This window comes from Streptomyces sp. NPDC005492 (genome assembly GCF_040605995.1).
Lineage (GTDB): Bacteria > Actinomycetota > Actinomycetes > Streptomycetales > Streptomycetaceae > Streptomyces.
Genome location: NZ_JBEXDX010000091.1, coordinates 1 through 12,020, shown reverse-complemented (window position 1 = coordinate 12,020; position 12,020 = coordinate 1). Strand labels below are relative to the sequence as shown.

15 protein-coding genes and 1 pseudogene are annotated in these 12,020 nt (G+C 68.5%); 7 read left to right on the top strand and 9 right to left on the bottom strand.

Translation table 11 applies throughout. The features are described from left to right. Positions 1-90: 90 nt before the first annotated feature. Positions 91-513: pseudogene (locus ABZT04_RS45265) on the bottom strand (GNAT family N-acetyltransferase); the annotation flags it as partial. Positions 514-552: 39 nt separating this feature from the next. After that, positions 553-1,011 (bottom strand): MarR family transcriptional regulator, encoded by a 459-nt coding sequence (locus ABZT04_RS45260; RefSeq protein WP_356066383.1) that lies wholly within the window; start codon positions 1,009-1,011, stop codon positions 553-555. A gap of 140 nt (positions 1,012-1,151) precedes the next feature. On the opposite strand from ABZT04_RS45260, the gene ABZT04_RS45255 reads away from it, so the two are divergent. Beyond that, entirely contained in the window at positions 1,152-2,360 is a 1,209-nt protein-coding gene (locus ABZT04_RS45255; protein WP_356066380.1) for an MFS transporter, read from the top strand. Positions 2,361-2,473: 113 nt separating this feature from the next. After that, positions 2,474-2,896, top strand: a complete 423-nt coding sequence (locus ABZT04_RS45250; RefSeq protein ID WP_356066378.1) for a heme-binding protein — start codon at positions 2,474-2,476, stop codon at positions 2,894-2,896. 67 nt (positions 2,897-2,963) lie between these two features. Here ABZT04_RS45250 and ABZT04_RS45245 read toward each other — a convergent pair whose 3' ends face one another. Beyond that, positions 2,964-3,830, bottom strand: coding sequence for a GNAT family N-acetyltransferase (locus tag ABZT04_RS45245; RefSeq protein WP_356066375.1), 867 nt, complete (start codon positions 3,828-3,830; stop codon positions 2,964-2,966). 206 nt (positions 3,831-4,036) lie between these two features. On the opposite strand from ABZT04_RS45245, the gene ABZT04_RS45240 reads away from it, so the two are divergent. Then, positions 4,037-4,672, top strand: coding sequence for a haloacid dehalogenase-like hydrolase (locus ABZT04_RS45240; protein WP_356066372.1), 636 nt, complete (start codon positions 4,037-4,039; stop codon positions 4,670-4,672). Between the two features lie 197 nt (positions 4,673-4,869). Here ABZT04_RS45240 and ABZT04_RS45235 read toward each other — a convergent pair whose 3' ends face one another. The 5 genes from ABZT04_RS45235 to ABZT04_RS45215 all read right to left on the bottom strand — a co-directional run bounded on the left by ABZT04_RS45235 (position 4,870) and on the right by ABZT04_RS45215 (position 8,616). After that, positions 4,870-5,352 carry an NUDIX hydrolase gene (locus ABZT04_RS45235; RefSeq protein ID WP_356066369.1) on the bottom strand — a complete coding sequence of 161 codons (483 nt, stop codon included), beginning with the start codon at positions 5,350-5,352 and terminating at the stop codon, positions 4,870-4,872. 111 nt (positions 5,353-5,463) lie between these two features. After that, positions 5,464-6,369 carry a LysR family transcriptional regulator gene (locus tag ABZT04_RS45230; protein ID WP_356066366.1) on the bottom strand — a complete coding sequence of 302 codons (906 nt, stop codon included), beginning with the start codon at positions 6,367-6,369 and terminating at the stop codon, positions 5,464-5,466. Between the two features lie 228 nt (positions 6,370-6,597). Beyond that, the gene (locus ABZT04_RS45225; RefSeq protein WP_356066363.1) at positions 6,598-7,743 is read right to left on the bottom strand and encodes a cystathionine gamma-lyase; all 1,146 of its coding nucleotides are present in this window, start codon (positions 7,741-7,743) and stop codon (positions 6,598-6,600) included. Then, a complete protein-coding gene (locus tag ABZT04_RS45220; RefSeq protein ID WP_356066360.1) occupies positions 7,740-8,231 on the bottom strand; it encodes a low molecular weight protein-tyrosine-phosphatase in 492 nt (163 codons plus the stop codon). The genes ABZT04_RS45225 and ABZT04_RS45220 overlap by 4 nt, the downstream gene beginning before the upstream one ends. 7 nt (positions 8,232-8,238) lie before the next feature. After that, on the bottom strand, positions 8,239-8,616 hold the full coding sequence (locus tag ABZT04_RS45215; RefSeq protein WP_355910339.1) for a phage holin family protein: 378 nt from the start codon (positions 8,614-8,616) through the stop codon (positions 8,239-8,241). Between the two features lie 48 nt (positions 8,617-8,664). Here ABZT04_RS45215 and ABZT04_RS45210 point away from each other — a divergent pair, with 48 nt between their 5' ends. The 4 genes from ABZT04_RS45210 to ABZT04_RS45195 all read left to right on the top strand — a co-directional run bounded on the left by ABZT04_RS45210 (position 8,665) and on the right by ABZT04_RS45195 (position 11,014). Then, positions 8,665-8,982, top strand: a complete 318-nt coding sequence (locus tag ABZT04_RS45210) for a cupin domain-containing protein (protein WP_262060822.1) — start codon at positions 8,665-8,667, stop codon at positions 8,980-8,982. Positions 8,983-9,159: 177 nt separating this feature from the next. After that, on the top strand, positions 9,160-9,372 hold the full coding sequence (locus ABZT04_RS45205; RefSeq protein ID WP_356066357.1) for a DUF5326 family protein: 213 nt from the start codon (positions 9,160-9,162) through the stop codon (positions 9,370-9,372). 370 nt (positions 9,373-9,742) lie between these two features. After that, positions 9,743-10,477, top strand: a complete 735-nt coding sequence (locus ABZT04_RS45200; protein WP_356066386.1) for an IclR family transcriptional regulator C-terminal domain-containing protein — start codon at positions 9,743-9,745, stop codon at positions 10,475-10,477. A 99-nt stretch (positions 10,478-10,576) separates the two neighbouring features. Next, entirely contained in the window at positions 10,577-11,014 is a 438-nt protein-coding gene (locus ABZT04_RS45195; RefSeq protein ID WP_356066354.1) for an SsgA family sporulation/cell division regulator, read from the top strand. Between the two features lie 149 nt (positions 11,015-11,163). On the opposite strand, the gene ABZT04_RS45190 is transcribed toward ABZT04_RS45195, so the two are convergent. Further along, on the bottom strand, positions 11,164-12,020 hold an 857-nt coding region (locus ABZT04_RS45190), incomplete at its 5' end, for a YibE/F family protein (protein WP_356066351.1).

Here is a 12,020-nt window from a genome sequence, read left to right as displayed (position 1 = left end):
GTCGCCGTAGCCGACGGTGGTCGCCGTCTCGATCGACCACCACAGAGCCCTCGGGTACGTCGTCAAGTTGGCGCCGTGTGCTCCGTGTTCGGCGGTGAAGCCGAGCCGCTCGTAGAACCTGTGGGCGTCGGTGCGGGTCGCGTCAGAGGTCAGTTGAACCAGTTGGCAGTCCTGGCGGCGTGATTCCGCGATCGCCCACTCGATGAGCCGGGTGCCCAGGCCGCTGCCTCGCTCGTCCGCGTGGATGCGCACGGCCTCGATGAGGGAGCGCGTGGCGCCCTTCCGGGACAGCCCGGGGATGACCGTGAGCTGGAGGGTGCCGACGACCCGGCCCTCGCGCACGGCGACGACCAAGTGCTGGTTCGGGTCGGCGGCCAGGCGTTCCAAAGCGGCCAGGTAGGGCGTCAGGTCGTCCGGCGACTCGCGTTGGGAACCGAGGGGGTCATCGGCGAGCATGTCGACGATGGCCGGGATGTTTTCGGAGATCGCGGCTCGTATTTCAAGATCTTCCATGGCCACACCTTAGGCACCAGTGTGGGATGCACGACGGGTCTACGCGGGCACGTTCATCGACTCCACGACCCGGACCAGTGGCGCCAGTTCGGGGTTCTTGGCCGCTTCGTCGAGCGCCTCCCGCAGAGCGGTGTCGTTGGTCGGCCGGGCCTCTTCGAGTAGTGCGAGGCCCGCCTCGCTGACGTTCGTGTAGATGCCACGCCGGTCGGTCGGGCACAGGTAGCGCGCGAGCAGGCCGCGGTCCTCGAGCCGGGTGACCAGCCGGGTCGTGGCGCTCTGGCTGAGGACGACTGCGTCGGCGACCTGCCTCATCTGCAGATGGCCCCCGTCGCCGTCGTGCTGTCGGCTGAGCACGTCGAGCAGGGAGTACTCCCGCATGCTCAGGCCGTGCTTGGCCTGCAGGGCGCGCTCGATGTGCGCCTCGATCCTTCCGTGCAGCAAGGAGAGGGCGCACCAGCCCTGGGCAAGGGCGGTGAGTGCGGGGTCCGTCGCTGTCATGGCGTTTCCTCCGTCCCGGAGTGGCTGAACCCAGGATAGAGCACAGATGAAATAGTCCGCGCTTGCATATAGCCCGCGTCTGCAACTATTGTGAACGCACGCAAAGCGCTCCTGCAATCGTCTGGGAAGGGTACATCCCCATGCCTCTCGCGCTTCTGGCCCTCGCGATCGGGGCCTTCGGAATCGGAACGACCGAGTTCGTGATCATGGGCTTGCTGCCCCAGGTCGCGGGTGACTTCGGAGTCTCCATCCCCACCGCCGGACTGTTGGTCACGGGCTACGCGCTGGGCGTGGTGATCGGCGCCCCGCTGATGACCGTGCTCGGCACCAAGATCCCCCGCAAGCGGATGCTGATGCTGCTGATGGGCCTGTTCATCGTCGGCAACCTGCTCTCCGCCGTCGCCCCCAACTTCTCGGTGATGCTGATCGGCCGGGTGGTCGCCTCGCTCGCCCATGGCGCCTTCTTCGGCATCGGCTCGGTGGTCGCCGCAGAGTTGGTCGCCCCGGACAAGAAGGCCGGAGCCATCGCGATGATGTTCACCGGGCTGACCGTCGCCAACGTCGTCGGCGTCCCGCTGGGCACCCTCGTCGGGCAGTCCATCGGCTGGCGCGTCACCTTTGCCGTCGTCGCGGGCCTCGGCGTGATCGGCCTGGCCGGCATCGCCAAGCTCGTGCCCGACCTGCCCAAGCCCGAGGGCGTACACCTGCGGCACGAACTGGCCGCCTTCAAGAACACCCAGGTCCTGCTCGCCATGGCGATGACGGTCCTCGGCTTCGGCGGTGTCTTCGCGGCCATCACCTACATCGCGCCGATGATGACCCATGTCGCCGGCTTCGCCGACGGCTCCGTCACCTGGCTGCTCGTCCTCTTCGGCCTCGGCATGGTCGGCGGCAACCTCGTCGGCGGCAAGTTCGCCGACCGCGCCCTGATGCCCATGCTCTACGTCTCACTGGGCGCCCTGGCCGTGGTGCTCGCGCTCTTCACGGTCACCGCGCACAACAAGATCACGGCAGCCGTCACCGTCGCCCTCATCGGCGCTCTGGGCTTCGCCACCGTGCCGCCGCTGCAGAAGCGGGTCCTCGACCAGGCACACGGCGCCCCGACGCTGGCCTCGGCCGTGAACATCGGCGCCTTCAACCTCGGCAACGCGCTGTCCGCCTGGCTCGGCGGCATCGTCATCGCGGCCGGCTTCGGCTACACGGCCCCCAACTGGGTCGGCGCCGTCCTCGCCGCGGCCGCCCTGGTCCTCGCGATCCTCTCGGCAGCCCTGGAACGCCGTACCGATGCCCACGGCGCGGTCGTCGCGGGCGGCCGGCCGAGCGCGCAGCGGACCGCCGTCCACCACTGACCCTGCCGGGCCGCACTCGGGAGACGCGGGACCAGGGTCGTCCCCGCACCTCCTGTCGGCCCCGACCATCCGACCGACACCGGAAACAGCAACACCCGCAAGGAGAAACCCTCATGAGCACCACCACAGCCGTAGCCCCGCTGACCATCCAGGACGCCGAAGCGCTCGTCGCCCAGGCGCACCGAGCCGCGGAGGCCGCCGGGATCGCGGTCAGTGTCACCGTGCTGGACGCAGGCGGTCATCTGCTCGCCTTCCGGCGGGACGACCAGGCTGTGCTGATCTCCGGGGAGACCAGCACCCGCAAGGCGTACACCGCGCTTCAGTTGAACGCGGCCACCGCCGACCTCGTCGACGCCGTCCAGCCCGGAGGCCTCTTCCACACCTTGCCCACCGCGCTCGACCGGCCGCTGCTGTTCATCGCCGGCGGTATCCCCGTACACCGTGACGGCCGCCTGATCGGGGCGATCGGAGTCGGTGGCGGGGCGCCCACGCAGGACCACGGCTTCGCCCAGGCCGCCCTGGACGCGCTCGTCTGACGCCCGACGACGGACACGCCGGTTCCCGAGCACCTCGGGGGCCGGCGTTCTCCGTGTCCGGAAGCCCTCAGCCGGCCGCGACCGTCAGCGGAGCGAACCGCCGTGTCCAGTCGCCGGGCAGCTCCGCGATCCCGTATGTCATCACGGCGTTGAAGGCACAGGAAGCGAGCCCGCGTTCCTTTGCCCAGGACAGCAGGTCCTCGTGGCGTACGTCGAGGTCGGTGCGCAGCGGGCGTTCGGTGCGGGCGGCGAGTGAGGCGATGAGAGCCTTCGCCGTCTCCGAGTCCTGTGCGATCAGAGGGCCCACGACCTGCGTGTCCATGTTGGGCCAGGCGGCCGCGTACCCGATGATCCGGCCGTTGTCCTCCGCCACCCGCACCTGGTCGGCGAAGGCGGGGAGCCGTGCGATGAGGGGCGTGCGATCGGCGCCGAACACCGCCTCGTCGAGCCGTAGGATGCGGGCGAGGTCCTCGGCCGTGGCCGCACGGGTGGCGATCCGGGACTCCGGTCCAGCAGGGGTGAAGTGGCCGCGCAGCATCTCGGCGCGGCCGGTCACCTTGAAGCCGAGTTCCTCGTAGAGCGGGCGGCCGTACGGAGTCGCGTGCAGGGTCAGCGGTGTGGTGCCCGCCGCCGAGACCAGATGCTGCATCAGTCGGCGTCCCACACCCTGACGGGCATGCCGCTCGGCGACCAGGACCATGCCGATGGCAACGAGATCCGGGCGGTCCTGTGGGCCGTACTCGGTGGCGACGCATGCCGAGACGAGGCCGCCCTCGGGATCGTCGATGCCGTAGCCCTTTCCCGCGCTGAGGAGGAAGCCCCACTTGTGTTCCTCGCGTGGCCACCCCCGGTCCTCGGACAGGTCGGCGCAGGCGATGCGGTCGCGGAGTGTCAGCCGGCGGATGGGCAGAGCGGCGAGGGAAGGAGTCGGCACGCAGGTCAGGCTGTCGGACGGGCGTTGTCGGCGTCCACCTGTTTCCGGTTGTTTCCGGCGAGACATACGTGCTTTTGGCCATGTCAGCAGCGCCTGCACAACGCCCCGACAGAAGCCGGATGTTTCACGTGAAACACCGGCGAACGACGAGCATCCGGCAAGCTCGCAGAAGGCGCCCACAGCGTGGCCCACTAACCTCGTTGCCCATGACGAGACTTCATCTCTTCGACCTCGACGGCACATTGCTGCATGGAACGAGTGCGCCCATGGAGATCTCACGGCAACTCGGTCTGGAAGCCGAGACGGCGGTACTTGATCAGGAGATCTCCGCCGGGCTGATTGACCCGCCGGAATATGCGACCCGCGTGTACACGCTGTGGGCGGGTCTCACCGAGGCGCATGTGGCGGCGGCCTTCGAAGGGGCCCCTTGGCTGGCGCGGATCCGGGAGGTCTGGGCCGAGATCAGGAACGCCGGCGAATACTGCGCCGTCGTATCGCTCTCGCCTTCCTTCTTTGTGGAGCGGCTCACAGGTTGGGGCGCGCACGCGGCACACGGATCGCTCTTTCCTGCCGTGCCTTTCACCGAGCCTTCCATGGATCTGGGCGGAGTCCTCAGTTCGGCGGCCAAAGTGGTGATCGCGGATCGGTTGTGCGGGGAGTTCGGGGTGACGAGAGCCGATTGCGTCGCCTATGGCGATTCGATGTCGGACAAGGACCTGTTCGGTGCCGTGCCCATCTCCGTCGCGGTCAACGCCGATCAGCATCTTTCGGGCCTTGCGACCCACTCCTATGCGGGGCTGGATCTGTGGGATGCCTACGATTTGGTGCGCCGCGCCCGGTAGTTGTGGGCGGAACCTAGGCCGGTAGGGTCGACTCCGGTTCTTGTCCGGAGAGGAATGCCGCATGGGAGTACTGCGGGCAATGCCACATTCTTCGCCCTACTGGAGAGCGTGAGACGACGGAGGGACGAATACCGTCGCCCGAGACCGCCGCGCGTGTGCCCGCCCAGCGTTCTTCCGGTCCCGCCGCGCCGGAGGCGTCAGCCGAGGTCGGGAGCGTGCATCGCGCGGACCCCTTCGATGTTGCCGTCCAGATAGTGCCGTAGGGACAGGGGCACGAGGTGGACGGACGCGATGCCGACTCGGGTGAACGGGACTCTGACGATCTCGTACTCGCCGAGGGGCTCGTCCACTTCGGGGCCGTGGCGTAGGGCCGGGTCCATGGACTCCAGGCGGCAGACGAAGAAGTGCTGCACCTTCACGCCGGTCGAGGTCGCGTCCGCGCCGATGTGTTCGACGGTGTCCACGAAGCACGGAACCACGTCGGTGATCTTGGCGCCGAGTTCCTCGTACACCTCCCGGTGCAGGGCGTCGACGACGGTGGTGTCCCCGGGCTCGACCCCGCCACCGGGCGTCACCCAGTACGGATCCACACCGGGCTTGGTGCGCTTGATCAGGATCAGGGCGTCGCCGTCGAGGAGAACGGCGCGTGCGGTGCGCTTGACCACGGGTCGGACGGTCATGGGAGAAATGTGGCCCGGCTGGTTCCACGTGAAACATCGCGAAACGTGACCTTGACGGTTCAGAGGGTGATGTTCGGTGTGCTGGTTGCGAGGCGGCGGCAAAGTGCCAGCTCAGGCCCAGTCCGCAGCCGCCCGTTGCAGCCACTCGTGGGCCCGGGCGATGTGCGGCATCGCAAGAGTGCCGGTCCGGACCACCAGGAAATACGTCCGCAGCGGCGGTACCGCAGGTTCGTGGAGCGCCACGACCTCACCGCGTTCGAGTGCCAAGGCGCACAGATAGCGGGGCAGTACCGCGAGGCCGGCGCCCGCAGTCGCGCAGGCGAGGACCGCGCGCAGGTCCGGGACGATGACGGTGCCCGGAGTGGCCGGACGGGAGTCGAAGACGGAGGCCCAGTACCGGGAGACGAAGGGCAGCGACTCGTGTACCTCGATCACGGGAAGGTCGTCCAGGGCGGGCGCCTCCTTGGTACCGAGGTTCGCGGGGTCGATCTGCTCGGCCCAGTGCGGGGCGGCGACCAGGACGTGCTCTTCGTCGCAGAGCGTTGTCGCGGTGAGCAGAGCACCTCGCGGACGGGCCGTGCTGATGGCCAGATCATGATGCCCGGCGGCCAGCCCTTCCAAGGTTTCCTCGGCGTTCCCGAAGGACGCGCGCAGTGCGAAGCCCTGGCCGTCGTCGCCGGTCAGCTCCGTGAGGGCGGGCAGGGCCCGCTCGGCGGTGAACTCCGGAGGGCCGGCGAGATGCAGGGTGCGCAGCGAGGAGTCGTTGTCGGGCCCGGTCTCCGCTATCTCCACGAGGGCGTCGAGATGCGGTGCGGCCTTGTGCGCGAGTTCGTCACCCATCGTCGTGGGGGTGACCCCGCGGGCCTGGCGCAGGAACAGCGGGCGGCCCAACTGCCGTTCCAGGGTGCGGATCTGGGACGTCACCGCCGGCTGGGAGAGGCCGAGCAGGGCTGCGGCGCGAGTGAAGGAGCCGGCCCGGTGCACCGTCACGAAGGTGCGCAGCAAGGCCAGATCCATGGCACGCACTCTCCTCTCCCCACCCTTCCTCCAGCCCCGGGCAGGGCCCAACTATAAATAAGTCGATAGGTCGCTGTCGCTACTGTGATTGGACACTGACACAGAGTCAACTAGCCTTGTGCGCGTGGTTCTTCGCGCGCAGAACCAGGGACGGTCCGAGCCACGAGGGGGGAGGCTCGGACCGTCCGTTGTACGTAGCCGGACACCGACCGGCCGTACGTAAAGCGCTCACCGCGCCGACTCGTCCAGCGCACGCAGCACATCGGCCACCAGGTCCTCCGGATCCTCCGCGCCGACCGAGAAGCGAACGAAGCCCTCCGGCACGGCGTCCCCTCCCCAGCGTCCCCGGCGTTCTGCGGTGGACCGCACCCCGCCGAAGCTCGTCGCGTCGTCCACCAGCCGCAGCGCGTCGAGAAAACGCTCGGCACGCGCGCGCGTGGGCAGCGTGAACGAAACCACACACCCGTAGCGCCGCATCTGCCGCGAGGCGATCTTGTACGAGGGGTCGTCGGGAAGTCCCGGATAGCGCAGCCCGGTCACCTCGGCGCGTCCGCGCAAGGCCTCGGCGAGCGTCAGCGCCGTGGCGTTCTGCCGGTCGACGCGCAGGTGGAGCGTGGCGATCGAGCGGTGCGCGAGCCAGGCCTCCATGGGCCCTGAGATCGCGCCGACGATCTTGCGCCACCGGCGTACGGCGGCCATAGCGGAGGCGTTGGTTCCGGCGACGTATCCGAGCAGGACGTCTCCGTGCCCGGTGAGCTGCTTGGTGCCGCTCGCCACGGAGAAGTCGGCGCCGAGTTCCAGCGGGCGCTGCCCCAGGGGTGTGGCGAGGGTGTTGTCGACGGCCACGAGGGCGCCACGCGCGTGTGCCGCCTCGACGAGCCGATGGATGTCGCACACGTCGAGGCCGGGGTTCGAGGGGGTCTCGATCCACAGCAGGTGCGCGCCGTCGAGAAGGTCGAGCTGGGCGTCCCCGCCGGTCGGCGCGGTGCGCACCTCGATGCCGTACGCCTCCAACTGCGCGCGCACCAGGGGCAGCACCTGATAGCCGTCGTCGGGCAGTACGACCGTGTCGCCGGCGCGTAGCTGGGAGAAGAGCACCGACGAGATGGCGGCCATGCCGGAGGCGAACACGAGCGTCTCGACGCCGTCCTGCCCGGGTGCCTCCAACTCGCCGATGGCGCGCTCCAGATGGGTCCAGGTCGGGTTCTCGTCACGGCCGTAGGCGTACGGGCCCGTCACCTCGCCCGGGAGATGGAAGTGCGCGGCGAACACCGGTCCGGGAAGCGTCGGTTCGTGCCTGACCGGCTCGGGCAGCCCGGCCCGGACCGCGCGTGTGCCGTCCCCGGCACCCGTTTCTGCAGCGGAATCACTCATACCGCTCGTCCTTCCACTTCCTCGCGCACTACGGCGAACAGGCCCTCGCTCGCCGCCTCCACCATCTCAAGGCACTCCTCGAAGCCGTCCAGACCCCCGTAGTACGGGTCCGGTACGTCGAGGTCGTCGCCGGCGGCGGGGTCGTAGGAGCGGAGCAGACGGATCTTCTGGGCGTCCCGCTCCGTCGGTGCGAGGCGGCGCAGGGCCTTGCGGTGGCCGGTGTCGAGGGCGATGACGAGGTCCAGGCGGGAGAACCAGGAGGCCTGGAACCGGCGTGCGACATGGTTGGTCCCGTAGCCGTGTTCCTCCAGGACGGCGACGGCGCGCGGGTCCGCGCCGTCGCCCTCGTGCCAGCCGTCCGTGCCCGCGCTGTCGACCTCGATCAGGCCGTCCAGTCCGGCCTCGGCCACCCGCGCGCGGAAGACCGATTCGGCCATCGGCGAGCGGCAGATGTTGCCGGTGCAGACGAAGCTGACGCGGTAGGCCATCGCGTGCTCAGTCCCCTTCGGGCAGGACGACGTTGAGCGCCCAGGAGACGACCGAGATGATCAGGCCGCCCAGGACGGCGGTCCAGAAGCCGTCGACGTGGAAACTCAGGTCGAGCTTGTCGGCCAGCCATGAGGTGAGCAGCAGCATCAGCGCGTTGACCACCAGGGTGATCAGCCCGAGCGTCAGGATGAACAGCGGAAAGGTGAGCACCTTGACGATCGGCTTCACGAGGAAGTTCACCAGGCCGAAGACCAGGGCGACGAGGATCAGGGTCCAGACCTTCTTGAACGTGCTGTCACCGGTCAGGGTGATCTTGTCGAGCAGCCATACGGCGACCGCCAGGGCGCCTGCGTTGGCGATCGTCTTGACTAGAAAATTCTTCATGTGTCTGATCGTGACAGAAGAGATCGACTCCGAGCGTGGACGAGGGCGATGAAGGCATTCCGGTTGGATGAACTGGAGGCGGAGCGTGCCGCCAACGACGGCGCATATCTGCAGTTCCTGCGCGAGAAGAACATGTCGGTCGGCCTGTACGCGCTCGATTCCGGTGAGCACGACCGGCAGCAGCCGCACAACCAGGACGAGGTGTACTTCGTCGTGAGCGGCCGGGCCGCGATCACCGTCGGCATGGAGACCACCCAGGTGGCGCGCGGCAGCGTGGTCTACGTGCCGGCCGGGGTGGCCCACAAGTTCCACCACATCAGCGAGGATCTGCGGGTGCTGGTGGTCTTCTCTCCACCGGAAGCCTGACCCGCGTCTCAGGGTTCCCTAGGGGGACGGTCAGGGGAGGACAAGGGATGCGAGGCCCCCGTTCGGCCTTCGGCCGCCCTAGCATCGGGTGCAGGACATCAGAGATCCGGCACTGGAGTGCCGGACACCGACAGGACCCGGTGCGAGCGACGGGCGGAGAGGTAAAGGACGAGGGCGATGCGAGAGATCTTCGGCGGACTGCCGTGGTGGGTGAAGTGGGTCGCGGTGCCGGTCATCGCCCTGGTGGTGTTCGGCGGGCTGATAACGGCCGTCCTGACCATCGTCATCGGACTGCTCTTCAAGGCGCTGGTCTTCGTGGCGCTGGTCGGCGGACTGATCTATGTCGTACGGAAGTTCACGTCGAGTTCCTCCTCACGCAGCGACTGGTGAGGCCCCGCTGGGCAACCGGTGATCGGTAACAGGAATCACCGGTTCCCTCGGGCGAGGGAAGTTTTCCGGACGGCCGTCCGCGGGCGGTGGCGGGCCGTTAAAGTCCGGAACTCGACGCGGGGACGAACCCCGCGGGCGGCGCACCCCCTCCCCGTGTTCCCCGCACGGGCTGCCTCCCCTCGCGCTCCGGAAGTGACCCTTGGCCACGGTTGACACCGCATCCGTAGAACCACACGCACCTCTCACCCAGACCGTCCCGCCCACTTGGCCGCGGTCGGTGGCGCTCCCGGCACAGCTACGTCCCGTGGTGGCCCCGCCGCGGCAACGCTCAGCGACACCCCCGGACCAGCAGCGGTCCGCCGTCACACTCATCGGTTCCGTCCAGCGGGCCATGCGTCTGCTGGAGTCCGTCGCTGGACATGAACACGGAGCCCCCGCCAAGCAGTTGGCCCGCGAGACGGGCCTCGCCCTTCCCACGACCTACCACTTGCTGCGCACCCTCGTGCACGAGGGTTATCTGCGCCGCGACAAGGGACTGTTCTTCCTCGGTGAAGCGGCCGAGCGGCTGAGCAGCAGCGGAGCGCAGGAGAAACGTCGCAGCACGATCGTCGACGCGATGGCCGCCTGGCGGGATTCGATCGGCGTACCGGTCTACTATGCGATGTACCGCGACGGCGAGATCGAGGTCATGTGCGTCTCCGACAGCTCCGGCAATCCGGCGGTCGAGGAGTGGGCCGACTTCCGTGAGACGGGGCACGCGCACGCGATCGGCCAGTGTCTGCTGGCCCAGCTCGACGAGGATGCCCGACGCGACCATCTCGATCGCTACCAGGTGCAGTCCCTCACCCCCTACACCGTGCGGGACGGCCACTCCCTGCTGCGGCGCCTGGACCGGATGCGGCGCATGGAGCTGGTGGTGGAGCGTCAGGAGTACGCGCTGGGGACGGTCTGCGCGGCGACTCCGATCACACTCGGCACCACGGCCGCCACGATGGCCATTTCCCTCCCCTCCCATCAGGCCGATCGGCTGATGACCGCGGCTCGGCAACTGCAGAGTGAGGTCGGCAGGCTTCTGGGGTCGCTCGCGCTCTCTATCAGTATCTGAAAACTCACTCCTTGTGATCTAACGTGTACGTTCAGCAATATTCCTTCAGTGTCACGGGGATGATTCCCGGCCAGTCGACGGCAATTGACGGGATAGGCGATGCGCGAGTCCGTACAGGCAGAGGTCATGATGAGCTTCCTCGTCTCCGAGGAGCTCTCCTTCCGTATCCCGGTTGAACTGGGTTACGAGACATGCGATCCGTACGCCGTGCGGCTGACCTTCCATTTGCCGGGAGATGCTCCGGTGACCTGGGCTTTCGGCCGCGAGCTACTGGTCGACGGGGTGGGCGGGCCGTGCGGGGAGGGTGATGTGCACATCGCGCCCCTGGACCCCGACACCTTGGGCGAGGTGCTGATCCGGCTTCAAGTGGGCAGCGACCAGGCGGTGTTCCGCACTGGGGCGGCACCGCTCGTGACGTTCCTCGACCGCACCGACCGGCTGGTTCCGCTCGGCCAGGAGGGCGCCCTCGCGGACTTCGACGCCCACCTCGACGAGACGCTGGACCGCATCCTGGCGGAGGAGCAGAGCGCGGGGTGACGTGGTGGGGCGGCGGCAGGTGGGTGGCGTAACGCTTCGTCAGGGGCTCTGAAGCCCGCGGAGGCGCCTGGAGAGCCGTGAAGCCCTACGGGGCAAGGAGGTTCGCAGTAACGCTTCTGTTGGCCCCTGCGGGGAGGTTCTCGCCGCCTTCAGTGCTTGCGGCGTCGGCCCTTCCCACCGCGCGCCGCCGCGGGCTTGGCATCCGGCGCCGCCGTTGCCGCCGCCGGGGCTGTTGCGGGCCCGGGTCGATCGGCCGAAACCACCAGGGCCGCGAGGGCGGTGGTGACCGGCACGGACGCGACCAGTCCGATCGAGCCCACCAGTGTGCGCACGATCTCCTCGGCGACCAGCTCGCTGTTGGCGACCGCGCCCACGCTGCTCTGTGCGATGGAGAAGAGGAGCAGCAGGGGGAGGGCGGCGCCGGCGTAGGCGAGGACGAGGGTGTTGACGACGGAGGCGATGTGGTCGCGGCCGATGCGTATGCCGGCGCGGTAGAGGCCGCGCCAGCCCATGGACGGGTTGGCCTCGTGGAGTTCCCAGACGGCCGAGGTCTGGGTGACCGTGACGTCGTCGAGGACGCCGAGGGAGCCGATGATGACGCCGGCGAGCAGCAGGCCGCTCATGTCGATCGACGGGTACAGCCCGTGGATGAGGCCGGTGTTGTCGTCCGTGTTGCCGGTGAGCGCGGCCCAGCCGATGAACACCGAGCCCAGGATGCCGATCAGGACCAGCGACATCAGGGTGCCGAGGACCGCGACGGAGGTGCGGGCCGACAGGCCGTGGCACAGGTAGAGGGCGATGAGCATGATGGCGCTCGATCCGACCACTGCCACGATCAGCGGGTTCGAGCCGTGCAGGATCGCGGGCAGGATGAAGAAGTTCAGGATCATGAAGCTGATGGCCAGCGCGATCAGTGCCATGACACCGCGCAGCCGGCCCACCACCACGACGGCCAGCGCGAAGATTCCGGCGAGCAGCGCCATCGGGAACTTTCGGTTCACATCGG

Excerpts from the sequence above, each read along its gene's own strand:
- ABZT04_RS45260 (WP_356066383.1), bottom strand. The coding sequence starts at position 1,011 with ATGACAGCGACGGACCCCGCACTCACCGCCCTTGCCCAGGGCTGGTGC.
- ABZT04_RS45255 (WP_356066380.1), top strand. The coding sequence starts at position 1,152 with ATGCCTCTCGCGCTTCTGGCCCTCGCGATCGGGGCCTTCGGAATCGGA.
- ABZT04_RS45250 (WP_356066378.1), top strand. The coding sequence starts at position 2,474 with ATGAGCACCACCACAGCCGTAGCCCCGCTGACCATCCAGGACGCCGAA.
- ABZT04_RS45240 (WP_356066372.1), top strand. The coding sequence starts at position 4,037 with ATGACGAGACTTCATCTCTTCGACCTCGACGGCACATTGCTGCATGGA.
- ABZT04_RS45235 (WP_356066369.1), bottom strand. The coding sequence starts at position 5,352 with ATGACCGTCCGACCCGTGGTCAAGCGCACCGCACGCGCCGTTCTCCTC.
- ABZT04_RS45230 (WP_356066366.1), bottom strand. The coding sequence starts at position 6,369 with ATGGATCTGGCCTTGCTGCGCACCTTCGTGACGGTGCACCGGGCCGGC.
- ABZT04_RS45225 (WP_356066363.1), bottom strand. The coding sequence starts at position 7,743 with ATGAGTGATTCCGCTGCAGAAACGGGTGCCGGGGACGGCACACGCGCG.
- ABZT04_RS45220 (WP_356066360.1), bottom strand. The coding sequence starts at position 8,231 with ATGGCCTACCGCGTCAGCTTCGTCTGCACCGGCAACATCTGCCGCTCG.
- ABZT04_RS45215 (WP_355910339.1), bottom strand. The coding sequence starts at position 8,616 with ATGAAGAATTTTCTAGTCAAGACGATCGCCAACGCAGGCGCCCTGGCG.
- ABZT04_RS45210 (WP_262060822.1), top strand. The coding sequence starts at position 8,665 with ATGAAGGCATTCCGGTTGGATGAACTGGAGGCGGAGCGTGCCGCCAAC.
- ABZT04_RS45205 (WP_356066357.1), top strand. The coding sequence starts at position 9,160 with ATGCGAGAGATCTTCGGCGGACTGCCGTGGTGGGTGAAGTGGGTCGCG.
- ABZT04_RS45195 (WP_356066354.1), top strand. The coding sequence starts at position 10,577 with ATGCGCGAGTCCGTACAGGCAGAGGTCATGATGAGCTTCCTCGTCTCC.